The sequence below is a fragment of the Allobosea sp. BK604 genome, from assembly GCF_004341515.1.
GTDB lineage: Bacteria > Pseudomonadota > Alphaproteobacteria > Rhizobiales > Beijerinckiaceae > Allobosea.
In genome coordinates, this window is record NZ_SLZF01000001.1 from 904,793 (window position 1) to 927,711 (window position 22,919).

Consider the following 22,919-nt stretch of genomic DNA (forward strand, 5'->3'; position numbering starts at 1 on the left):
CGGGCAGGCCGTCGGTCGCCCCTCGACATGCAGGAGATAAGTGCGAATGCCGGCTGGGCGCTGGTGCGCCCCAGCCTCAGTCCTGCGCGCGAGAGCGCTTCGTCAGAAGGGCAAAAGCGGTCGCGGTGACAATCAGGACCGCGGCCAGGAAGAGCATCACCGCGCCCAGACCCAGGCTGGCTGCGATCGGGCCGGTGCAGGATTGCAGGATGGCCGCCCCTGCGAAGAACGACAGGTTGACCGCGGCGAGCGCTTTGCCGGCATGTTCAGGGGAGACCGCGTCTCGCGCCATGGCGAACAGGAGCGGTTGCGACGACAGCGCCGCCCCGAGCAGCAGGAAGGCGAAGACGTCGAATGCCGGCGAGAGCATTGGCAGGCCAGCGGCCTTCGCCAGGAATCCCCCGGGACCGCCGGCCGCGACTGCGAACAGCGTCATGGCGGCAATCACATGCGTCGCCGTCAGGACGAAGCGGCGGTGGCCGAAGCGCCGGTCGGCAATGCCGTAGAGCATCGGCCCTGCCACGAGCGCGAGCGTCAGCGGAAGAAGCGCATTCCCGACCTCCAGCCGGGACAGGTGCTTGATCTCCATCAGCCAGACGCCGCCCCAGAGCCCCCTCACCGCGATGCCGGCCGCAAAGGATGCGAAGGCCAGGATGACGACCCCGCGCAAGGCCGGCGAGGCGCCGATCCTGATCACCTGCCTGGCTTCGGAACGCAGGCCCGCCCGGCCGCTGCCCTGCCCGGGGATAGTCCTGGGCACCGTCAGCATCACCAGCACGGCAACCACGACGGCCAGGCAGGCTGCCAGCCCGAAACCGGTGCGCCAGCCCTGATGTTCGACCAGCCAGGCCATCGGGCTGGCCGAAAGCAGCATGCCCGAATTGCCCACGCCCTGGATCAGGCCCGACCACAGGCCGAACTTGTCGGCGCTCAGCGTCTTCGCAGCCAAGGTCATCGGGCAAAGCAGCATGCCGCAACAGCCGATGCCGAGGGTGATCTGAGCCAGCAGGAACCCGCCGGGGCCGCCCGCGATCATGGCCAGGACCGCGCCCGCGGTCACGATCGCGAAGAGGGTCAGCGATACCGCGCGCACGCCGAAGCGGTCGAGCGCGACGCCGACGGGTATCTGACCTGCGGCGAAAGCAAAATGATAAGCCCCGGTCAGGCCTGCCAGGGTGTCGGGCGAGACGGCGAGATCGGTCGCGATCACATCGGCCGCGATGCCCGGCAAGGTCCGCAGCAGGTTTGACAGCATATGCCCCAGGGCGAGCACGAGCAGCGGCACGCCGAACAGGAGCGCATTTCTCAGGGCGCCATGCTTCGCAGCCTGGTCGCGGGTCTCTGCAATGGAAGTCATGGCGTCGCGATCGTCGTCTTGTCTCGGGTGAAGCTCATCACTCGCCGGCTTGAGCGCGACGATGGTATGGGTCGCCCGCTTCCCTGACGATAGCCCAGTTTGAACATGGCTGCTGAGCTTGGAAGGCCCGTTCGCCTTGGGGGATGGCGCTCGAAAGTCGGATTATCCGTTGCAGGACGGGCGCGTCTAGCGCTGGAGCGCCTCGGCAACCTTCCGGACTGAATCCAAGACCAGAGCGAGCTCCGCGTCGCTCACGGTCATGGGCAGGGAAAACCCGATGCTGGCATCGCCCTTTGAGGTGGTCGAGAGACCGGCAGCCATGCAGGCCCCGACGAGCTCTGCTGCAAATCCGGGCCCGGGAGCCGCCCCACAGGCCGCGGGATCGAATTCGATCGCAAGCAGCAGCCCGGCGCCGCGCACGCCACGGATTGCCGGGGCCGTGCCGGCGAGTTCGGAGATCCGCGCTCTGATCCGCTGCTCCAGCTCCGCCGCGCGCTCCACCAGCCGGTCGCGCTCGATGATCTCGAGCGTCGTCAGGGCGGCGAGCGTCGTCAGCGGGTTCTTCTCGTGGGTGTAGTGGCCGAGATTCAGCTCGGGCGCGATATCGAGCCGTGCGTCCGCGATCACGGCGGCAATCGGCAGCACGCCTCCGCCAAGCGCCTTGCCGAGCACGACCGCGTCGGGCACCGCCCCGACATGCTCGAAGGCGAAGAAGCGGCCGGTCTTGCCGAGGCCTGACGGGATCTCGTCGAAGATCAGGAGCGCGCCGTGCCGGTCGCAGAGCCCACGGACTTCGGACCAGAGTCCCTCTGGCGGCAAATGACAGTTCGAGCGGATCGGCTCGGCCATGACGGCGGCGATGCCGGTCTGCGACTGCGCGAAGGCCTCGCGCATCTCTGCGAGCATGCGCCGCGCACCATCCGGCGCCCAATAGGGCGAGACATGCCGACGCCCCGGCAGGAACGGGCCCAGACGCGGATCGGGAATCGCCTTCGACAGGCCGAAGCTGCCGAAGCCATGGCCATGATATGAGCCCTCGAGCGAGATCGTCTCATGCCGGCCGGTCGCGACGCGCGCCAGTTTCAGGGCGATCTCGATCGCGTCCGAGCCGCCGGTGGCAAAGAGGAGCTTGGCGGGTGCACCTGGCCAGCGGGCGAGCAGCTTTTCGGCAAGCGCGACCGCGGGCTCGTTGGTGTATCGCCGTGGCGAGAACGGCAAGGTGTCGAGCTGGCGCTTTAGCGCCGTGACGATCTCCGGATGGCGATGCCCGACATGATGGGCGGTGTTGCCGTGGAGGTCGATGAAGCGCCGTCCGTCGACATCTTCCAGCCAGATTCCCTCGACGGCGCGCAGGGCCGACAGACAGGGGCTCGACCCATCCTGATGGAAGAAGGCGGCGGCGTCGCGCGAGACGAGATCCAGGGTCATTCGGCATTCACCGGGAGATTGCGGAAGGGAGGCCGGGCAGAGCGGCCGGCGAGCGTCGCTGCCTTCCGGCCTCCCGCTGCCGCTCGATCAGCCTCGCCAGGCCGATGGCTGTAAGCGCGAAGGCAAGCAGGACGAGGCTCTTGGCGGCTGCGTAGCCGTATTCGCCGGAATTCGCGTGATTGAAGATTGCGACCGAGGCCAGCTTGTGATTGCCCGACACGAGGAAGATCACCGAGGAGAGGGTCGTCAGCCCGTCGATGAAGACATAGAGCGTCCCGAGCAGCAGGGCCGGCAGCAGGATCGGCAAGGTGACGTTGACGAAGCGCGAGACCAGCCCCGCGCCAAGGCCTTCGGCCGCTTCGTCGATCGAGCGGTCGACCCGCTGGAGCGCCGCGCGGGCGGCGAGCACGCCGACGAAAATGTTGGAGAACAGGATGTTGATGACCAGGATCGCCGAGGTGCCGGTCAGCGACAACGCGGGAATGCCGAGGGGGACGTTGAAGGCGACGATATAGCCGATGCCGAAGATGATACCCGGCAGGATGGCGGGCACCAGCACCAGGAAGACGATGAGATTGGCGCCGGGCGGCCGCAGGCGCTCGACGACATAGGCGATCACCACGGCAAGCAGCCCGCCGATCGGCCCCGCGATCAGGCCGATCCGCAGGCTCTCCCAGACGAGCCCGAGCCCGCGCTCCGAGCTGCCATAGCCGGTCCCGGCAAGGCCGATATTGACGCCCTCCCCGCTGAAGTAGCCGAGCGTCAGGCTCCAATCGGTGCCCCAGACCCTTGTCACGGCGCCCAGCGCCATCGTGCCGTAGACCGCGAAGATCAGGGCGGCGACGATGCCGGCGATCACGGTCAGCCCGATGCGCCAACTGCGCGGCATCGGCAGTTCGGACCGTGCCGCGATACTGGCGCTCGCATAGCCCTTGCGCCGCCCGAGCAGCTCGAGGCCAAGATAGAGCAGCAGCGAGGGAATGATCAGCCAGACGCAGAGCGCCGCTGCCAGCGGCGTGTTCCGATAGGCCGTGATCTCGTCATAGATGATGCCGGCAAGCACGGGCGTATCGCGGCCGAGGATCAGCGGGTTGCCGAAATCGGTCAGGCTCATGATAAAGACGAGCACGATGGCGCGCTTGAGCGCCGGCCATGCCAGCGGCAGCGTGACGTGCCGGAAGGTGGTGAAATGGCCGGCGCCCAGGCCGGCGGCTGCCTCGTCGACCCGGCCGTCCTGCCGGCGCAGGACATTGTCGAGGATGATCAGTGTCGCCGGCATGAAGGACAGCATCTGCGCCAGCACGACCCCGAACAGGCCGTAAAGGTTGGTCTCGTCGGCGTCGATCAGGCCGAAACCCCGGTCCAGCAGCGCATAGGTCACCAGGCCGCGCCGGCCGAACAGCATGACCGTGGCCGTCGCGATCAGCACGGGCGGCGCGACCAGCGGCATCAGGAAAACGCCCCGCATCGCCGCGGGCCAGGGTATGCCGCCGCAATTGATGCCATAGGCGAGCGCGAAGGCGAGCGGCACCGTGAGCATGACCGACAAGGCCGCCAGCGACAGGCTGTTGAGCGCCGCGTTGCGCAGGTACGAGTCCTGGAAGACCTTGAGATAATGATCCAGTCCCCAGCGCGCCTCGCTGCCATTGCGCAATGTGTCGAAGCCCTGCTGGCCGAGCTGGGCCTTGACCCTGAAGGCGAGCGCGGTCCGCTTGTGCAGCATCACATGGGCGATCGACCGGTTCTGGGCCACCTGCTCCCGGTCTTGCGGCGGCAGCGTCGCGAGGGCGGCCTCCATCGCGCGCGCCTGGTCTGAATAGGGCGCCTTGCGATCCCAGGAGGGCACGAGCCCGGCGAGCTGGAATGCGGTGGCGGCCGCTTCGACGCGCTCGGCCTCCGTCGCCGTTTCGACCCAGCGCCGGATCAGGGCCGCCCGCTCCTCCTCCGGCAACCGGCCGAGCGCATCGGCCGTGATGGCTTTGAGGCGCACCGGCGGCATCGGCCCGGAGATCACGACGCTCTCGACCAGCACGGCTCCGATCGGCACGCCGATGAAGACGATCAGCAGGAGCGCGACGACGCCGCTGACGAGCGCGCGCGGCAATTCTCGCAGCAGCCGCGTCACGACAGCGCTTGGGCGGGAACCAGGACCGCGCGCTCTGCATCCGGAATGAGCGTCACCGACGCCCCGCGCGCGCCGAACCGCTCGGCCTGGTGCGACGGGCAATCGACGATCACCGTGCGCCCCGAGTCGAGCGTCACCGTCAGCCGGACGACCGCGCCGAGGAAGGCCGAGCTGACGACCCGCCCGGCCAGCCCCTGCCCCTCGCAAGCCACCGCGATGTGCTCTGGCCGGTAGACGGCCATCACGGGTTGTCTCGGCCGGATGTCGGTCGGGAACGCCATCGGCCAGAGCTCGCCATAGGCATCGACGCCGCCGGCGGCGGCATGGCCCTCGACAAGATTGGAGGTGCCCACGAATTGAGCGACGAAGGCGGAGCAGGGCCGATGATAGATCTCGGTCGGCGTGCCGATCTGCTCGATGCGGCCATTGCGCATGACCGCGACCCTGTCGGACAGGGCGAGCGCCTCCTCCTGATCATGCGTCACATAGAGGGTGGTGATGCCGAGCCGGTCGATGATCATGCGCAGCTCGTTGCGCAGCTTGACCCTGATACGGGCATCCAGGGCCGACATCGGCTCGTCCAGCAGCAGCACCTCGGGATCGGAGGCGAGCGCGCGCGCCAATGCGACGCGCTGCTGCTGACCACCGGAAAGCTCGTGCGGGTGGCGTTCCAGCAGGCGCTCCATCTCGACCAGCCGGGCGAGCTCGCCGATGCGCTGTTCCCGCTCGGCGCGGCCCCGCGCGGCGATGGCGAGCGCAAAGCCGATATTGTCCGCGACCGTCTTCGTCGGAAACAGCGCGTAGGACTGGAAGACGAAGCCCATCCGCCGCCGCGCCGGCGCCGTCTCCGTGACATCCTGCCCGCCGCGCGTGACCTGCCCGCTATCGGGCCGCACGAAACCGGCGATGATCCGGAGCAGGGTCGTCTTGCCGCAACCGGAATCGCCGAGCAGCGTGACGAACTCGCCCTTGGCCAGGGCGAGCGTGACCCCATCGACGGCGCGCGACGCGCCGCCATAGGATTTGCCGCCATAGGATTTGACGATGTCGCGCACGGCCAGATGCGGCCGCCCTGTCATTGCCAGGGGCGGCCGCTCGGCGGCGGCGGCAGGGACCGCCAGTTCGATCACCGGTCCGGACCCGTCACTGCTTGAGGATGCGGCTGGCGAAATCGCGCCGGAACGCGGTCATGTCGACCGGGCGGCGCATCTGCCAGAGCGTGATCTGCCTGAGGTCGACCAGGCCGTGCCCCGGCACCGCCGTGGCGCCGACCACCTTGCCGAGCACGGCAGCGGCCTCGTCGCTTGCCATGAAGTCGAGGAAGATCTTCGCCTCGACCGGGTTCGGGCCGCCGGCGACGAGGCCGCCGCCTTCGGTGACATTGGGGGTGATCCGGCCGTAGACGATCTCCACCGGCTTGCCCGCGGCCTTGGTCTCGAAACAGGTGGTGTCGAAGGTCAGGCCGATCGCGACCTCGCCGGCACCAGCCAGTTGCGCCCCGCCCGAGCCGCCATCCGAATATTGATAGACGTTCTCGTTCAGGTTCTCGACGAAGGGCCAGCCGAACGCGTCGACGAAAGTCGTCAGGATCGCGCCGCCCGTTCCGGACTTGAGCGGCGAAGGCAGCGAGATCTCCTTGCGGTAGACCGGCTTGATCAGGTCTTCCCAGGTCGCGGGCATGGGCAGACCCTTCTGCGCCAGCCGCTCCTTGTTGACGACCATGCACATCGTGGTGGCGAAATACTTGCTGTAGAAGCCGTCATCATCGCGGAAGGCCGGCAGGATCTTCGATCCCTTCGGCTCGTAAGGCTCGAACACGCCGGCCTGCTTGAGCTGATCGAGGGCGACATTGTTGACGAGATAGACGACGTCCGCCTGGGGCTTGCCCTTTTCGGCAATGGCTCGCTCGGCGATCGGACCGGTGGAGCCGGACACGAACTTCACCTCGATATCCGGGTGCTTCTGCTTGAAGGCCCCGACAAGCGCGCTGTTGACGCTATCCGAGGCGTTGTAGATCACGACCTCCTTGGCGAGAGCAGCGGCGCTCGTGAGCGCGAAGGTCGCCGTGGCGGCGAGACGCGCGATCATCTTGGTGGAGAGGCTGAGCATGAAAGTCTCCGTGCCTTCTGGCTGTCCGTCGTGATATAAGTGTTGCTAAAGCTTGTGACATTGAAATGAAGCTCCACTTATTTCCGGCCGCTCGATGAACCTTGCCCAGCTCCGCGCCTTCCACGCTGTCGCGAACCACCGCACGTTTTCAGCCGCCGCACAGGCGCTCGGCGTCAGCCAGCCGGCGATCACCCAGCATGTGAAATCCCTGGAGGACGCCGTCGGGACGCGCCTCTTCCTGCGCACGGCGGGAGGCGTCGAGCTCACGGCCGACGCGCTCGACCTGCTCCCGAAGGTGCGGCAGGCCATCCTCATGCTCGACGACATCTCGGCGCGGATGAGCGACGGCCGCAGCCTCGCAACCGGGCATCTCGCGATCGGTCTATGCGCGCCCTATGTCGCGATGCCGATCCTGGAGCGTTTCACCACAGAGCATCCCGGTATCCAGCTCGAGGTTCGGCTGGAGAATTCGAGCAGCCTTCTGGAGCTCGTCGCACAGCACCGCGTGGACATCGCCGTCGCGACGCTCCGGGAGCCTCACCCCGACTTCGCCTGCGATTTCCTGATCGATCAGCGGGTCGAGATCCTGGTCCATGCCGGCCACCCCTGGTGGGAGCGCCGGCAGGTCGAGGCGCGGGAATTGCCGGGTCAGCGCCTCGTGACGCGCGAGGCCGGCTCGATGACGCGTCACCTCTTCGAGGCCGCTTTGGCGGAGCACGGCCTCGAGCTTCCGCCGCATTTGATCCTCGGCAGCCGTGAAGCGGTGAAGGAGGCGGTCGCAGCCGGCATCGGCATCGGCATCGTGCTCGATCAGGAACGCGGCTTCGACCCTCGCCTCAGAGCGATCACCGTCTCGGATTTCGAGATCGCGGCTGGCGAGTATCTCGTGACGCGCCGGGAGAACCGCAGTCTCGGCGGCGTCGCTGCCTTCCTTGCCATTGCCGGTGAGGTCGCCAAGCCCAAGGCCGCAGATCATTGCGTCTGACAGATCCGACTGCGGGGCAGTCACGCCGACATGGCTGCCTGTACCGAACTCCGCCCGCCCTGTGAGCGAAGGAACGTGCGGCGCGCCGCCAGGGCATAGCGCGCGTGATTGATCGCCAGGACCGTCGTGGAATCGCTGCCTGAACGGCCAGCGGATGTAACGGCCTCGCCAATGACCTGGTGAAGCGCGTGTTCGAGGGCCTCCAGCGTGTCGGCGTCGGCGCCCTGGGCTTGATCGGCGATCTGGATCAACTGCCCGATCCGCTTCTGCTCCTCGCGCATCCGTCCAGTCTTCACCCGGCCCATGATGATCGTGGCAAGCGAGCCCAGGATGCTCAGGGCAGCCGCGCCGAGATAGAAATAGCCTTGCAGCTCATCGAAAAAGCTCTGTTCGCCATTGTTGAGATAGCTGGCGACGCCGGGATGGACCGGCAGGATCGGATTCTTCGCATCGGGATCAGGCGCTTCGATCTGGCTTGCCAGCGGGGTGAGCGCGACGAGCTTCGCCTTCGACGTGAACAGGGTTCTTCCGATCGCGCCGGCGACCAGGCTGAGCATCGTATCGGGCGCGACGAGCCGATATGTCACCGAGAGCGTGGTGACGCTGTCGTCGGGCGTCGCCGGGCGCGACCTGAAGGCACCTTCCGGCACATCATACGACTCGAAAGCCGGAAAGCGCTTGTTGAACGCATCCGCATCGGAGAAAGCGAGGATCGTCGGCGTTCCCGCGGTTCCCTTGGCCATGGCCGTCACGGCGCCGACCACGTCTCCGGGCCCGACCGGGCCGACGGCAAGGATGGCGGCGACATGCCGCCCATGAACTGCCGCGATCATCTCGTCCGCGGACAGGAAGACCCGCTTCACGTCATGAGGCGCGACATTGTAGTAACTCAGGATGGTGTCGAGCAGCGCAGCGTTGACATCCTGCAAACGCCCTTGCGGGATTGCGATCGTCTTGCCCGAGAGCTTGCCGATGCTGTCGATCGGGGATTTCGGCGGCAGCACAAAGGCGACGACGTCCCGGCGCAGGATCGCGATGGTCTGGCCATTGCTCGGTGGCGATACGTCGCTGCGGACCAGGGCGAGTTCGGCGTCGCCGGATTCGATCGCCTTCGAGCTGGCAGCCAGACTGTCGACCTGAACCGGCTGAAGCCTGACCCGGGGGTGATCCTTGGCGACTTCCGTGATCAGCGCGCCCATGAAGCGCTGGGCGTCCGTGCCGAAGGGGCCGGTGGTGATACGCAGGGTCGCGTGTGGGGACCAGTAATGCAGCGCGGCCGCGATTGCGGCGATCACGAGGAGTGCGCCCGTCCACAAGGCAAATCGCATCATCCCGCTTTCCGTGATCGGCCGGAGGGTATCAGTCCCTCCTCCGCCAGCACTGATCGTCCCATGGCCGCACTGGCAAGCAGCCCCATGCCTGCGAGCGTAGCGGATCGACGAATGCTCGTCATTTTACACGTCCACATGCCCTGATGAAAACGCCAACCACGGACAGGCCCGCCCGTGCATCACCGCCGGACCTGGTATGCGTCGTCACGCGGCGGTGCAGGAGAAGGCCGCGCGGCCGGCACGGCAGCGTGCAGTCGCAGCGGCGAGGCCGAGATCATGACTATCCACTTGCTTCATGTCTGCGCCTCTTCGCCCCCTGCGAAGTCTTGCAATGCCGGTGAACATCTCCCGCATTGCATCGACAACAACGCCTTTCGCATGGTCATTTCGCGCCAATCCGGGGCGATGGGTCTTACCATTTCGCGCCAAAATGACTCTGGCGATGCCACTCAAAGCTGCTCCCGCCAACCTATCTGGAATGCCACCAGGCCCCTCTCCGACGCGGACGTCAGGATCATCGATGTCGCCTTCTCGTCCGGCTCTACCGATCCCGCTCACTTCACCCGCGCGTTCCAGCGGATTTCCGGGACCACACCACGCCAGTTCCGTGTCCCAGCAACGGGCACGCTGAGCTTGTCGCGGAGTACTTGACCGGCCGGCCTCATGTGGCAGACTTGCGAGATACAGGACAGTTTTCGTGTAAAGCGGGCTAGATCAACTGTCATTTGAGCCGGTGTTCTCGTTAGAGGAGGGCCGACTTTTGCGACCTCGCACAGCGACCCGCGACCGTATCCTCGCCGTTGCCGAAGCCGGCGTGCTAGCCAAGGGCTTTGGCGCGACCTCGATCGAGGAGGTCATCGCCGAGGCCGGCATCACCAAGAGCGGCTTCTTCTATCATTTCCGCGACAAGAACGAACTCGCCCGCGAAATGCTGAAGCGCTACGTCGCCAGCAACGACCAGCTCTTCGACGAGATCTTCGCCCGCGGCCGCGAGCTCTCCGACGATCCGCTGCAGGCCTTCCTGATCTCGCTCAAGCTCCTGGCCGAGGTGATGTCCGATCTGCCCAACGGCCATCCCGGCTGTCTGATCGCCAGCATCTGCTATCAGGAGCGTCTCTATGACCGCGAGGTGCGCGAGCTCACCGCGCAATCGGTCAGGAGCTGGAACGCCCGCTTCCGCGCCGTCTTCACTGATATCGCCGCGATCCACCCACCGCGCGAGCCGGTCGATCTCGACGATCTCGCCGACATGTTCTCCTGCGTCGTCGACGGCGGCATCATCATGTCGAAGACGCTCGGCGATCCCAGCCGCCTGACCCGCCAGGTCCTCGCCTTCCGCAGCTTCGTCAAGCTGCTTTTCTCCTCGCCGGCGCGGATGTCCTGAGCCGGCTTCGTGCCGCTCGACTGTGATCCACATCACAGAACTCCGTTGCGCGCTCGGCTATGCCGAGCCGTCCGGGAGGACGGGGTTGCTCCAGTTACGGAACCCGCAACCCCAATTCGTAGTTCTTGTTCGTCGAACGGTAGAATTTCACCGTTCATCTCGGGTCGGCGGCGGCGAGTCCGGAGAACAGGGCAATATAATTGTGACAGGGCCTCGCGCTGCAAACGGACGCGAGAATAAGGGGACAGAGCAATGCCATATACGAAGGGACTGGCCGAACGCGCGCTCAACGAGAATCTTGATCGACTCGGCGAGGGCAAGCCCGACCCGCTGAACTACAATATCCATGTCGCCATGGCGCAAATGGCGATGATGCTCGAGGAGATGCTGGCCCGTCAGGAGAGCCAGGACGAGCGACTCGCCATGATCGAGCGTGGCCTGAGCAACCTGCGCCGCCGCTCCCAGGGCCGCGGCCTGCCCTCCTCCGGCGTGACGCTGCCGCCCAAGGCCAACGGCGCCGCCGCGAACTGACGCCGCAGCCACCGCCTGCCGCGCAGGCTGGAGCATTTTCGAGCGAAGTGGGTACCGGTTCGCGTGAAGAAAATGCGTCAAGACAAGCCCCGCCCTCGCATCGCTGCGGGGGCGTTTTTCGTTGGAGGAGCAGCGCAGCGGCGACTATCCCCGCTTCGGCTGGCCGCACCGCGCTCTTCCCTTCTCCCGGATGGGAGAAGGTGGCGCGGAGCGCCGGATGAGGGGTCGCGCCGTCCCCCATCGTTGAGCTTGGCCGAAGCGTCGCACGGAAATCATTGCGCGACCCCTCATCCGTCTCGGCTTCGCCGAGCCACCTTCTCCCGCAGGGGGAGAAGGAAAGTCCCGCAATGCCTCCTCCGCAAAGCTGCCCGCCGCCAATCGCATTTGCGCATGGCGGCGAAGCAGGGCAGGAGCGGCGCTGACCGGCCGCCTGGCGCGGCTCGACTGTTTCAGGACGACCCATCATGCGCTTTGCCGCCCGCGCGCTCGCCGCCGCCTTCGCCTGCCTGCTGACCGCCGCGGCTGCCTCGGCCGCCATCACCGACCCGGAGCTGAGCTGCGCCGACTGGCTCAAGGCCGGCGCCCACAACGCCAAGGCCCATCACGCCGCGAACCGGGCCGACGCCGCCGTCGAGGCCAAGGTCAGGGCCTTCTGCGCCGCGAACCCGAAGATGAAGGTGATGGACGCAGAGATGACGGTGACGGGTGATTGAGTCGTGACTTTCTCGACGCGCAAACGCTGACATTGAGGATACAGTTCGTCGCGCCTTGCTGGTGACGCTGCATCTGAAAGCTTGAACGAGCCTCGCCGTCATTGCGAGGAGCGCAGCGACGAAGCAATCTAGGGGGCGTAGAGCGCAATCCCCCTGGATTGCTTCGCTACGCTCGCAATGACGGCGAGGCTCATTCAAGCCAGCCGCGACAGGCATGAATCGTCAAGTCTCCAAGTCGGGTGAGACAGCTACACATATCTGCCGCACCAGCTGTGTAACGAACGATCACATGGCAATTCCTGGGGCGTACCCGATCATAGGCGATCATAGCCGGGCACACCCAGATACTGGCGTGTTCGCAATGGCTTAGCGGACGGCCCGCTGGGGCCGCGCCGGATTTCTTTGCCATTTGATTGTTCGTCGATCCGAAAGGATGCGGAGAGGGCAAGCTACATGGCCGGCAATCGAGCCGCCGCTAAGAGTTTGAAATATCATGGGTGCGGCCTCGGAAAGTGTTACCGTTTTCTCCAATAGCTGCCTGCAGGTAACAGTTAGAGGAACGGTTGTAGTTTCAAAGGCCTATCTCGACTCGCCTCTAAAACGCGGACCATCGAACTGTTACCCGCTCGAGCAGGAACCGGGGGGCTATCGCTCCGGGTGCCGGGCATTTTTTATTTCGGCGCGAGAGAGGCGTGACCTGAACCTTTTGCGCCAACTCGCGTTTACCCGGCGGCACTCATCCAAGCGCCAGCCTACAACCGACCAGGACGCGAGCCGCGGATGTACCGGCCGCGCTGGTCGGAGGTAGCACCGAAATCGAAAGCGACCGTTCGCATCCGTGCGACGACGGTCACAAAGCCCGGCACTCCGAAAGGGGGCCGGGCTTTTTATGTTGGAACCTGCTCAGTTGGCGAACGTTACGTGAGCGGGATGCCAGTCCCACCGTCATGAGACTATGCCCCGCTAGGTCATGCTGGCGGGGCTTTTTCTGTCGTGAGGTCTGATCTGCACATCCTGGCGTCGCCTGCTCGCCCCCGGCACTCATCCAAGCGCGAGCCTACCGCGAGCGCCGCGGCGTCGTGTGTGTACCGGCTCGCCGGTTGCGGTAACGATTTAGAGAGAGGCTAGCGCCTGGGGGTGGCCAAGCTCTCCTTATGGTATACTGCAAAGGCTGACGTTAACCTGTGGTGGTATTCGGGGCGCCCCCTTTTACACCCACGGCGTCACGGGAAGGGATAGGCGCTGCGATGCATCTCGCGAGCCGAATGCCCGTATGTCGCAGCTTCACGACTGAATCCCGGCGATGTTGTTGTGGCCGCAACTAACCTTCTCTCTATTTCACAATACGAAGTTACGCCACGCTAACGAATAGTGTTCGAGCTATCGAACCAGATGGAGGGGAAAGTGGAGTTCATCTTAACCAATAGCGCGGAATCCGATAGAATCGAATCACGTGCCGCGCCTGAATTAACAACAAGCGAGACATCCCGAGAAAAAACCCTGTATTGGGACCCAATTGCTATACCACCAGGACTTAACGGACCCTGGCAGTTTTCCACGAGAGTCTCTAATCTTACGGTCACTATCGTTGAGCAAACTTCACCGCGAGTATCGACGCGCTTTATTGCAAGTGGTACGTACTTTAATCAGACACAGGACGACAGGAACCACACGTCATCCATTTGGACTATCTCTCTTCGTAATGCCGGAAGAGTCGAACTGGAACGCTTCCAATTCAGTTTGACTCGCGGACATTGCAGCTACAATGGGGAAGAGCCTTTCCGCTTCGAATTTGCTACCCCGAACAATAATATAGATATTATAGAAAGAGGCTGGGCACATGGTCTCAAACCCGGTGGTTACGAAGGCGGGTGCTAGCAGGGGCCGTGCCCGGCGCGTGGACGCACCCGCTGCCTGGCCCGAGCCCAAGCGAGCCACTTTCACAAGCTTCTCCACGTGTGAGGCTCATCCTTCGTAGCAATAGATCGATGCGCAGATCGCGGCATACTCGCAGCTGGCGAAGAGTGCGCGGCCATGCCCGTGACGATGCATTGTTTTGCGTTGGAGACTCGGCCATGACGCGCTCAAATCGCCCAACAGAGCGGTTATAGGTCAAGCGTCTCGCCGCCTCCCGCCAGTCCCTCAACCTGGAGAGAGGCGGCACCTTTAGTTCCTGCCTTGGCCTCCGGCTGACTATCAACTATTCCTCCTTTCACGCGGCCGGCCTCTTCGTTGCTGAACTCGTGAAGATCGTCCGAAGGCACCGGCTGCACCCTTGTGGCCTCTATATAGGCATCGATCGCCGCGACGATCTCGGCGAGCTCACTCTCCTCCGCGCTATCATCGAGCAGCGCGTCAGCACGCTTGAGCGCGGCACAAGTTTGGTGTCGTCGCGGATCGTGAATGGTGTCCTGCTCATAGCCCATCATCAGCAGGATGGCGCTCAGGGCCAAGCCCAAATCTCCGCCTCCTTCTGGCGTTTCCGGGGAGGATGTCAAAAGACATTGACCCGACAATAGGTGTCGCGGAGCATAAACGTGGCGCTGCCGGAGCCGACGGCGCCGCCTCACCGAAGGTACCCCAAACTACCTTCGGAACTGTCAGGCCCCGTCAGCTTCGGCTGGCGGGGCCTTTTTCGTTTGCGGCCCGTGGCGGTAGGAGGCGCGCCAGTATTCTTTGGCCTCCCAGACCTCCAAAGCGAAGACGAGAGCAATCAGTTCGGTTTCCTCGGCCGAAGCCTCGGTGCAGCCCGACAGGTGTTCGACACGCGCCAGTGCAGCGCACGCTTCTTCAATACTGCGGATCATCTGCTTTACGGCGGCACGCGCGCGCTGAACTGAACTTGACCGCATAGGCTGACCTTTCGCTGATCCTTGGAACGAATCTCCTCGCCGGCTGTTCCCGGTCCGTCGGGTTGCGGAGTTTCAGTCAGTGTGCGCGCGTCGCGTGTTGCGGTCGGGGCCTGTCGCCGAGACCTTGAAGGGGCCGGCCGCGCGCCGCTCTGCGACCGGCCAGCGCGCGCTGATCTTCGATGCGATGCCGGAGCGCATCGAGCCCAGCCTGGCGCTCCTGGTCTCGCAGGTGCCGGAAGGACCGGACTGGTCCTATGAAGTCAAATGGGACGGCTATCGCCTCGCCGTCCACATTGAGCCCGGCGGCAAGGTGCGCATCATCACCCGCGGCGGCCATGACTGGACCGAGCGCTTCCCGACCGTTGCAAAGGCCGCCAGCCTGCTCGGCGTCGACAGCGCGATCATCGATGGCGAGGCTGTCGTGCTCGATGCCCAGGGCCGTGCTGACTTCTCCGCCCTGCAGAAGGCCCTTGGCGGCCGCGGCGGCAAGCTGCGGGCCGGCGCCGCAACGCTTTATGCCTTTGATCTGCTCTATCTCAATGGCCACGACCTGCGCCAGTTGCGGCTCGACGAGCGGCGCGCCCTCCTGGAGGGCGTGCTCGGCGAGGCCAAGGTCCAGGGCATAGGCTTCAGCGAGGATATCGATCGACCGGGCGCCGAGCTACTCGAACAGGCCTGCGCGCTCGGCCTTGAAGGCATCATCGCAAAGAAGCGCAACGCTCGTTATCGCTCCGGACGGTTCGGCGAATGGGTCAAGATCAAGTGCGTCCAGAGTGAGACGTTCGTGATCATCGGCTATGAGCCCTCGAGCGTGGCGCTGGGCGGCATCGGGCGGCTGCTCCTGGCTGCGCGCAAGGGCGACGGCCTAGCGTACGTCGGCGGCGTCGGCACCGGCTTCGGCGAGGTCAGCGGGCGGGCTCTGAAGCGGATGATGGACAAGCTGGTGATCGAGAAGCCCGTGATCCCACTAAAGCGCAAGGGCGCGAAATGGCTCACGCCGGCGCTTGCGGCCGAGATCGAATTCCGCGGCTGGACCGATGAGCCGAAGCTCCGCCACGCCTCGTTCAAAGGCCTGCGCGAGGAAGCTGAGACGGGCGAAATCCATCAGCTGCCCCAGGGCCCGCCTCGGGCTATGAACCGGTCTATTCAGGGGCCGCACTCCGCCCGACGTCGTTAATTGATGACGCGGAAGCCTGAATTCGGGGTCATCATGCCCATGCTGCAATTGAAAGCGTATTCACCCGCCTGCTGCGGAGTAAAGGTGATGACGGTCGTTTCGGTGTCCGAGAGCAGTTTCCGCAGGCCTAGCGAGCGGGAGATGAGGATGCGCCCGCAGCCTTCCGCCTCCCGTGCATCGATGCGCCATTCAACCGGGAGCCCCGCCTTCACGACAAAACGGTTAGGGATGTAATCAAAGCCGCTGACGGTCATGTCGATGACTTGCCGGGCCGGGGTTTCCTGGGGCGCGGCAGCCGACGAGATCAGCCCGACATTTGGAAGGCTTTGATCGAGCTGAACGAACCCGTATTGCATGTTCATGAGTCCGAGCACTAGGACGAACGCACCCGCGATCGTCAGGAAGCGCGCTTGCAGTGCTCCTCCGGTGAAACTGGACAGGATCGAGAGCCCCAGCAGAGCCGGCAAGGTGCCAAGTGCGAACACAAGCATCGTGGCTGCGCCGAGCCCGGCCTCTCCCTTGCCAAGGACGTAAAGCTGAAGGGCAAGCGTAAAGCCGCAGGGCAGAAAGAATGTGGCCGCCCCAAGAATGAGCGCAGCGGTGCGCGAAGTCCGCAGTCTGAGATCGTGGATGCTGTGCAGCAGCGATTTGGGGACGATAGGCAGCGCGCGGCTGAAGCGCGGGAACAGGCCCAGCATCTGCAAGCCGATGATCATCATCAGGGTGCTGATGGTGATGGTGAGCGCCCCGCTCAGGGACGGGGATAGCGCAAATGCGGACCCGGCGGCGCCGATCACAGCACCGAAGCCGGTATAGGACACAAGGCGTCCGGCATTGAACCAGAGATGCGGGATCAAACGCCGGCCGGGGCTCAAGCCAATGGTCGTCTCGTTGTACTTGGCGGCAAGGGCAACCAGCAGGCCGCCCGTGACCGCCATGCAGCTGGACACCGAAGCGAGCAGTCCAATGACGAAGACGAAGCCGAGACTCATGTTTTCGCTGACGCTGATGCCTTTTGGCCAGTCGAACTGCCGCGCCGCGAGAAGTACGGCCAGAACGAGGATGACAGCGGCCCCGGCCTCGGCATAACGGCGGCGGCTTGGGGTTCCGGGCGTACCCAGAGCATAGCCCTCGCTCAGCAGCGCGGTGGCCACAGCCTGCTCGTCTAAGGGGCCGTCGTGCTCAATGCTGACGCGGTTCGCAGAAAATTCCGCCTTCGCCTCATGTACGCCCGGAACGGCGCGCAGCGCACGCTCAACGGCGATCTCGCAGTGAAGGCAGGTCATCCCGCTCACGCTGAGTGTCGTATGGGAGGGTGTAGTCATAGAACCTCGCAACAGGCTTTCTCTAGGAACTCTGCACCTTCCCCCCGTGGTAAGGTCAAGGCCGCAGAATCCAGGTCCGAAATGGATCGGCAGTCGCACACAACTGGGCGATTAGATGCTGCCTATACATTCCGCTCGGCCTCCTCCATCTCGCGGCGCATCCGGCGCGACCTCTCATACTCCTCGTCTGTCAAATGGGCGCGGAAGATCGGCCAGAGCTCACACACCTTCGCCTTGGCGGCTTCGAAGCTCGGTACCAGCGTATTGAACACGCCGTCATAGATCGGCAGCCCGCCCGTGCCCTGGATATTCACCAACCAGCGGCCCGTGGTCGACGACGTGTCCCGACTGATGCGGGCGATCTGCTCGCCATCCTCGTCAATGACGAGATAGTCATCCTCCGCGCTGGGCTCTCCCGGCCAGGTGGGGCGCAATGCGTAACTGTGTTCTCGTGCTCCACCCGTCACCTCGATCGGCCGCCTCATCGAAACTCGACTGCACACCCAGCTGTTCGGGTTTGTCAGCAATGCCCATGCGGTCAACACATTCCACAACGCCCAAAGCCGCAGCCAGTCTGTTCTTGTTTCGTTCTCGTTATCAAGCTTTCCTATGGTCAGCCCGGCCGGGAGAGAGCTCGGGCAATCAGGAGAGTGTCATGAGTAAGGCTGGGAACAAGAAGTTGGTCAGGGAGACCGTCAGGCACCTGACTTATTTTGTCGTGCAAGCATTCAGGGAGGTAAAAGGAGCAAAGGGAAAAATCACCGCCGATGATCCTATTCCGGCGCAGGACGAAGCTCACGCTAAACGGCTGTTCGAGCGTTACCTGCCCATACGCGCCGGCGTGGTCGCCTTCCGGCGCACCGGAGATCCGACCACGGGCGACTGGGAGGATGCGGTGATCATTCACCGCCACGGCAGATTGCCGGCCGAGGTCGACAACATGGCCGATGCGAACGACCTCGAGGCGGATAACTGGGCGCTGAGCGCAGTCGATTTGAAGGTCGCTTAAGAGACTGGGCCCCGCGAGAGCGGGGCTCAGCTTTTAGGAACGAGAAGGTTTGGCATATTGCGGCCCTTTGGGCCGTAGAGAGAGCGCCCGGAGGCACAGGCAACGGTTTTCGACGAGCGCTCGGTCTCGTTGATCGCTTCGCGAATGAAGGCGCCATGCAGCTGGCCGTGCTTGCCGCCAGGCTCGATATCGCCGGGGCGAAGTCCGGCCATTGTCATCATCGTGCCATAGCGGCTCCAGTCGACCTGCAGCTCAGGGCATTTTTCCGCAAGCACCTGCGCCCAGGCGCCGATCTTGATGACCCCCACGACTTGATCGGACTGAGCCGATGCGCCGGCAGCGCTGACGATACGCGCCCCTGCAACCAACACGGCGGCAATGCTCGTTCTCATAATTCTCCCCCTGCCCAAACGACCCTTCCAGCGACGCGCAGCGCCTCAGCATCGGGCGGAGCGAGCGTCTCAGAAGCATATCTTTCATTGTCGCTGATCAGCACGATCGAGTTTTGCCACCCGATAGCGATCCGCTTGATCCGGACATTTGGCCCGTCGACCAGGACGTAGATCCCGTCCTTCCGTGCGTGTGAGAAGCGTGTATCGACAAGGCAAATCGACCCGTCAGCGATCGTCGGTTCCATCGAATCTCCGCGAGAGTCGACGAAGCGCGCGTGTTGCTCCGGCAGCCCGAGCCGCTGGAGCCAGCTGCGCGGAAAAGGCAGCTGGTCAATCTCGTACGGCCTGGCGTTCTCGTGTCCCGGTCCAGCACTCGCCACGACATCGAGCAGCGGCACGAAAGCAACATTGCCGGAATCGTCATCCGATCCTGGTGCAGCCAACTCCTGCGCACCAGGCGCACCGGCCTGGCCGCCAGCCAGCCAATCCATCGACCGACCTGCCTGCCGGCACAGAATCGCGAGCGGCCAAAACGGGGGGCGAGCCTTCCCGTCCCGCCATTTGGCGACTTGTTCGGACGAATAGCCCGTGAGGTCCGCCGCCTTTTGTAGCGTCGGAAACCGATCAAGAAGCCCCTTAAGCCGCTCATAGAACGCAGCGTCCGGCCCTTCGGTGGGATCAGTCGATATTTGGTCGGCCATGGCGGTTGCGTATCGCTAAAAATCGAGTTACGGTATCGTTCGTTACTCTGAAGGTTAACAGAAAGCGGGATTTCCCGCGAATCGGTGGTCCTACATGCACGAAGCTGACATTCTCGCCGCTGTCAGAAAGTCGAAATACCGCTTTTTACCGGCGATTGCCCAGCAATTTGGCGTGTCCGACGTTTCGCTGCGGGCCGCCCTTCGTCGTCCCCAGCTGCGGGCGGAAAAGGCGATATCTCGCGCTACCGAGATTCCGCTGCATATTCTGTGGCCGGAACGGTGGTCGCCCGAGGGCGAGCGCTTGGTCTTCCGTGGCGGCTGGCAACGCAGGCAGAGGGCTGCGTGATGTCGGAGCGTGACGTCCTCAACCTTGCGCCGGGCCATCTCGAGGACTCCATCGTGGTCGATATCGCTGCGATCGGCGTCGAAGATCGGCTGCGCCTCGTCGATCGGTCAGTCGTCGAGGCAATCGCCGCCTCCATGGCCGAGGGCAGCCAAGCACACCCGCTTGCCGGCCAGCACCAGCCGATCGCTGTCTCGCTCAGCGACGAACTTTCCAACGCCTACGTCCTCGTCGATGGGGAGCATCGTCTGGAGGCCGCCAAGCTGCTCGGCTGGACACAGATCAAGGCGATTGTCCGCCGCCAGACACAGGCCGAACGGCGCAAGCACGAGATCCATGCGAACCTCATCCGAGCCGAACTGACGATCCTCGATCGCAACCTCTTCATCGGCAAGCTTGCCGAGATTCATGAGGCCGAGACCGACGCCCGGCACGGCGGCGATCGCAAGTCCAAGAAATGGCGGGAGAAAAATCAATTCGCCAACTTGGCGAATTGGTCTGCCTTCTCAAAAGAGGCGGCTCGTCGCACCGGCCTGTCTACACGTTCCATCGACCGAGCCCGCGAACTGTCCGGGAAGCTATCGCCGGACGCTGTTGCCCTGATCCGAGGCAGCAAACTTGCCGACAACCAGTCTCAGCTGCAGGCGCTTGCCGAGCTGAAGGCGCCCGATCAGGTCAAGGCGGCACGGGAGATCGCCGAGGGCCGAGCCGCCAATTTCGCCAAGGCGCGCGTCTCGGCGGGCATGGTCCCGGCGGGCGGCGCCGTCCGCGAAGCCGATCGCCCGCTCGTCAGGTTCGAGCCGATGCTTCCGCGCCTATCCTTGGCCGACCTGCAGACACTCGCCGCGATGGTGGCGGCAGAGATCGCTGTCAGGACCGCGCCGACCAAGGCCGCCAAAGCCAAGAAGGGCGGCGCAGCGTGAAGCTCTGGCTGACCTCCTCCGAAATCGCGGATCTGGCCTTGCCTGGAATGCCGACGAGCAGAAAAGGCGTCATCGACCTCGCCGAGCGCGAGGATTGGTCACGCTTCTCGGAACTCTGCCGTCCGCGCGAGGGCCGCGGCGGCGGGCAGGAGTATCATGTTCGCCTGCTGCCGGTGGTGGCGCGGAACGCCTATCTCGGCCCGCAAGCCGGACAGGGGGAGGCCTCGGCGCCCGCCGCGGAGATGCAGGCGGCGCCGCCGCCTGCGCCGAGCTCGACACGCGCGGCTACGCTACAGCTCGATGCGCGCCTCGCCATACTCGGTGCGCTTCGCGCCTTCATGCGCGGCGGCGGGATGAAGCAGACGTTGGCGATCTCGACCTTTGCCGGCCTCTACAACCTTGGGAAGGTTGAGGTTCCCGCCTGGGCTCGCGCTGTCGTCGGTCGCCTTTCGCCGCGCACGCTGCATCGGTGGTTCTCCGCCGATCGCGAGGGCGAAGTGAATCGGCTCGCGGTCGATCGCGGCGCCGGCCGGCGCGGCCAGGGCGTGCTCGATGCCGCCTTTGATGGCGAGATCAAGCATTTCGCAATCGCGGTCCATTCTCTCAATGACCTCTATACGTCCCGCCACATCTACGATGCGGTGAAGGGCGAATTCGACGCTCGCGTCGCGGCCGCCGGGCTGGAATTGCCGGGCCTGCGCGGCTTTGAAAAGCGCTTGAACGCGTGGAAAGCGGAGCACGCCGCCGGCCTTCTGAAGATGATGGACCCGGACGGATACCGCTCGAAGATGCGGGCTTCCGGCTCCTATGCCCATCTGGCTCCGCATCTCAACGCGCTCTGGCAGATCGACGCCTCTCCGGTCGACGCGATGTGCGTGGACGGGCGCCATTCGATCTATGTCTGCATCGACTACTGGTCTCGTCGGATCATCCTGTTTGCCTCGAAGACGCCGCGCTCCGAGGCGGTTCAATTGCTGATGCGCAAGGCCATCCTGGCCTGGGGCGTGCCCGATGCGGTGAAGACGGATAACGGCAGCGATTTCGTCGCTCGCGCCACCGTTCGGCTCTTCGCCCGCATGCAGATCGAGCCGATCCGCTCGGATGCCTTCTCGCCCTGGCAGAAGGGTGTCGTCGAGCGGAATATTCGGACCTTCCAGACGGATTGCGCCCGCATGTTGCCGGGCTTCGTCGGTCACAACGTGGCCCAGCGCAAGAAGATCGAGGGCCGCAAGGCGTTCTCGCAAAGGCTGGGACAGGAGAACGACACCTTCAACGTCACCCTGACAGGTGAGGCGCTGCAGACGATTTGCGACCATTGGGCGGCTGACATTTACGCCCATCATGAGCACGGCGGCATCGGCAGGATGACGCCTTTTGCCAAGGCGGCCTCGTCGACACGGCCAATTCGCACCGTCGATGCCGACGCGCTCGCGGTTCTCCTGATGCAGGCTCCTGACAGCCAAGGCTACCGCACGGTCGGGAAGAACGGCATCAAGATCGGCGGCTTCCACTACCAGCCCATGGGCATTCTGCCCGGCGAGCGTGTCTTCGTCATGCTCGACCCCGCCGACAAGGGCACGATCTGGTTGTTCGCGGACGAGAGCCTGGACCGTCCGCTCGGCCGTGCCGTGAATGGCGAGCTAGCCGGTATCGACCCAGCCGAGCTTCTCGCCCAGCGCAAGGCCCTGCAGACGCGGATCGTCGACGAGCAGATGGCCGAGGCCAAGGCCATGCTGCGTTCGAAGCGGGTCACCGATCGCACCGTGCTCGAACACCGCATGGCGCAGGCCGCCGCGCAGGCCGGCAATCTCGTGCCTTTCCCGCCACGGTCCGAGATCCACGCCACGCCTGCGCTCGATGCCGGCATCGAAGTCGCGGCGATGCGTCGGGGCGACGCGCCCAAAGCCCGGCCACTCTCGGAGGCCGAGCAGCGCATCATGGCCGAGCTTGAGGCTGCGTCCGTCACCGCGGCTCCCGCCCCTTCAAATGTTCGACGCCTGCGTCAGCACGAAACCGCCCAGCAGCGCTATCGGCGCTGGCTCGAGCTGCACGAGCGCATGGAGGCCGGTCAGCCGATCACACCGGATGAGGCTGCTTTCTACGGCGGCTTCGCTGGCAGCTCGGAAAAGCGGTCCCTCGACCCCCTCTACCAGGAATTCGGCGAAGCGGCGTTGCGGTGAGCCGAGCCAAAAACCGGCTCCAGAACCGGAGCCAACCACGTCGTCAGGAAACAA

General features: G+C 64.6%; 22 protein-coding genes. 10 read left to right on the plus strand and 12 right to left on the minus strand.

Features of this window, described 5'->3' with window-relative positions; genetic code table 11:
* Positions 1-76: 76 nt before the first annotated feature.
* From EV560_RS04390 to EV560_RS04410, 5 genes are all read right to left on the minus strand, one after another.
* Positions 77-1,357 (minus strand): MFS transporter, encoded by a 1,281-nt coding sequence (locus EV560_RS04390; RefSeq protein WP_131854329.1) that lies wholly within the window; start codon positions 1,355-1,357, stop codon positions 77-79.
* A gap of 186 nt (positions 1,358-1,543) precedes the next feature.
* Positions 1,544-2,785: an aminotransferase class III-fold pyridoxal phosphate-dependent enzyme gene (locus tag EV560_RS04395; RefSeq protein WP_131854331.1), complete on the minus strand. Its 1,242-nt coding sequence runs from the start codon at positions 2,783-2,785 to the stop codon at positions 1,544-1,546.
* Positions 2,786-2,792: 7 nt separating this feature from the next.
* Entirely contained in the window at positions 2,793-4,910 is a 2,118-nt protein-coding gene (locus EV560_RS04400; protein ID WP_131854333.1) for an ABC transporter permease, read from the minus strand.
* Positions 4,907-6,040 carry an ABC transporter ATP-binding protein gene (locus tag EV560_RS36775; protein ID WP_348982186.1) on the minus strand — a complete coding sequence of 378 codons (1,134 nt, stop codon included), beginning with the start codon at positions 6,038-6,040 and terminating at the stop codon, positions 4,907-4,909. The genes EV560_RS04400 and EV560_RS36775 overlap by 4 nt, the downstream gene beginning before the upstream one ends.
* A 13-nt stretch (positions 6,041-6,053) precedes the next feature.
* A complete protein-coding gene (locus EV560_RS04410; RefSeq protein WP_131854335.1) occupies positions 6,054-7,019 on the minus strand; it encodes an extracellular solute-binding protein in 966 nt (321 codons plus the stop codon).
* Positions 7,020-7,113: 94 nt separating this feature from the next.
* Between EV560_RS04410 and EV560_RS04415 the strand changes: the two genes are divergently transcribed.
* Positions 7,114-8,004 (plus strand): LysR substrate-binding domain-containing protein, encoded by an 891-nt coding sequence (locus EV560_RS04415; protein WP_131854337.1) that lies wholly within the window; start codon positions 7,114-7,116, stop codon positions 8,002-8,004.
* A gap of 20 nt (positions 8,005-8,024) precedes the next feature.
* Here the strand turns inward: EV560_RS04415 and EV560_RS04420 are convergent, their stop codons facing one another.
* On the minus strand, positions 8,025-9,332 hold the full coding sequence (locus EV560_RS04420) for a TAXI family TRAP transporter solute-binding subunit (protein ID WP_248311883.1): 1,308 nt from the start codon (positions 9,330-9,332) through the stop codon (positions 8,025-8,027).
* Positions 9,333-9,740: 408 nt separating this feature from the next.
* Between EV560_RS04420 and EV560_RS36820 the strand changes: the two genes are divergently transcribed.
* From EV560_RS36820 to EV560_RS04440, 4 genes are all read left to right on the plus strand, one after another.
* Positions 9,741-9,986 carry a helix-turn-helix domain-containing protein gene (locus EV560_RS36820; RefSeq protein ID WP_465246975.1) on the plus strand — a complete coding sequence of 82 codons (246 nt, stop codon included), beginning with the start codon at positions 9,741-9,743 and terminating at the stop codon, positions 9,984-9,986.
* Positions 9,987-10,095: 109 nt separating this feature from the next.
* Positions 10,096-10,719, plus strand: coding sequence for a TetR/AcrR family transcriptional regulator (locus EV560_RS04430; protein ID WP_131854343.1), 624 nt, complete (start codon positions 10,096-10,098; stop codon positions 10,717-10,719).
* A gap of 252 nt (positions 10,720-10,971) precedes the next feature.
* A complete protein-coding gene (locus EV560_RS04435) occupies positions 10,972-11,250 on the plus strand; it encodes a hypothetical protein (RefSeq protein ID WP_131854345.1) in 279 nt (92 codons plus the stop codon).
* Between the two features lie 464 nt (positions 11,251-11,714).
* On the plus strand, positions 11,715-11,963 hold the full coding sequence (locus EV560_RS04440; protein WP_131854347.1) for a hypothetical protein: 249 nt from the start codon (positions 11,715-11,717) through the stop codon (positions 11,961-11,963).
* Between the two features lie 2,105 nt (positions 11,964-14,068).
* Here the strand turns inward: EV560_RS04440 and EV560_RS04445 are convergent.
* Together EV560_RS04445 and EV560_RS04450 are read right to left on the minus strand one after the other, a co-directional pair.
* The gene (locus tag EV560_RS04445) at positions 14,069-14,416 is read right to left on the minus strand and encodes a hypothetical protein (RefSeq protein WP_131854349.1); all 348 of its coding nucleotides are present in this window, start codon (positions 14,414-14,416) and stop codon (positions 14,069-14,071) included.
* Between the two features lie 147 nt (positions 14,417-14,563).
* Positions 14,564-14,770 (minus strand): hypothetical protein, encoded by a 207-nt coding sequence (locus tag EV560_RS04450; protein ID WP_131854351.1) that lies wholly within the window; start codon positions 14,768-14,770, stop codon positions 14,564-14,566.
* 124 nt (positions 14,771-14,894) lie between these two features.
* Between EV560_RS04450 and ligD the strand changes: the two genes are divergently transcribed.
* Positions 14,895-15,992, plus strand: coding sequence for a non-homologous end-joining DNA ligase (ligD, locus tag EV560_RS04455; protein ID WP_465246970.1), 1,098 nt, complete (start codon positions 14,895-14,897; stop codon positions 15,990-15,992).
* On the opposite strand, the gene EV560_RS04460 is transcribed toward ligD, so the two are convergent.
* Entirely contained in the window at positions 15,989-17,287 is a 1,299-nt protein-coding gene (locus EV560_RS04460; protein WP_165923314.1) for an urease accessory protein UreH domain-containing protein, read from the minus strand. The two genes, ligD and EV560_RS04460, sit on opposite strands and share 4 nt — an antisense overlap.
* Before the next feature lie 152 nt (positions 17,288-17,439).
* Positions 17,440-17,802 carry a hypothetical protein gene (locus EV560_RS04465; protein WP_131854355.1) on the minus strand — a complete coding sequence of 121 codons (363 nt, stop codon included), beginning with the start codon at positions 17,800-17,802 and terminating at the stop codon, positions 17,440-17,442.
* 170 nt (positions 17,803-17,972) lie between these two features.
* Here EV560_RS04465 and EV560_RS04470 point away from each other — a divergent pair, with 170 nt between their 5' ends.
* Positions 17,973-18,326, plus strand: a complete 354-nt coding sequence (locus EV560_RS04470) for a hypothetical protein (protein ID WP_131854357.1) — start codon at positions 17,973-17,975, stop codon at positions 18,324-18,326.
* Positions 18,327-18,352: 26 nt separating this feature from the next.
* On the opposite strand, the gene EV560_RS04475 is transcribed toward EV560_RS04470, so the two are convergent.
* Positions 18,353-18,718 (minus strand): hypothetical protein, encoded by a 366-nt coding sequence (locus EV560_RS04475; protein ID WP_131854359.1) that lies wholly within the window; start codon positions 18,716-18,718, stop codon positions 18,353-18,355.
* On the minus strand, positions 18,715-19,419 hold the full coding sequence (locus EV560_RS04480; protein ID WP_131854361.1) for a S24 family peptidase: 705 nt from the start codon (positions 19,417-19,419) through the stop codon (positions 18,715-18,717). Before EV560_RS04480 ends, EV560_RS04475 begins: the two co-directional genes overlap by 4 nt.
* A 94-nt stretch (positions 19,420-19,513) precedes the next feature.
* On the opposite strand from EV560_RS04480, the gene EV560_RS04485 reads away from it, so the two are divergent.
* The 3 genes from EV560_RS04485 to EV560_RS04495 are packed head-to-tail and all read left to right on the plus strand — an operon-like array spanning position 19,514 to position 22,865.
* Positions 19,514-19,765, plus strand: a complete 252-nt coding sequence (locus tag EV560_RS04485) for a helix-turn-helix domain-containing protein (RefSeq protein WP_131854363.1) — start codon at positions 19,514-19,516, stop codon at positions 19,763-19,765.
* Positions 19,765-20,685: a ParB/RepB/Spo0J family partition protein gene (locus EV560_RS04490; RefSeq protein WP_131854365.1), complete on the plus strand. Its 921-nt coding sequence runs from the start codon at positions 19,765-19,767 to the stop codon at positions 20,683-20,685. The genes EV560_RS04485 and EV560_RS04490 overlap by 1 nt, the downstream gene beginning before the upstream one ends.
* Entirely contained in the window at positions 20,682-22,865 is a 2,184-nt protein-coding gene (locus EV560_RS04495) for a DNA-binding protein (protein ID WP_165923315.1), read from the plus strand. Before EV560_RS04490 ends, EV560_RS04495 begins: the two co-directional genes overlap by 4 nt.
* The last annotated feature ends 54 nt before the right edge of the window (positions 22,866-22,919 follow it).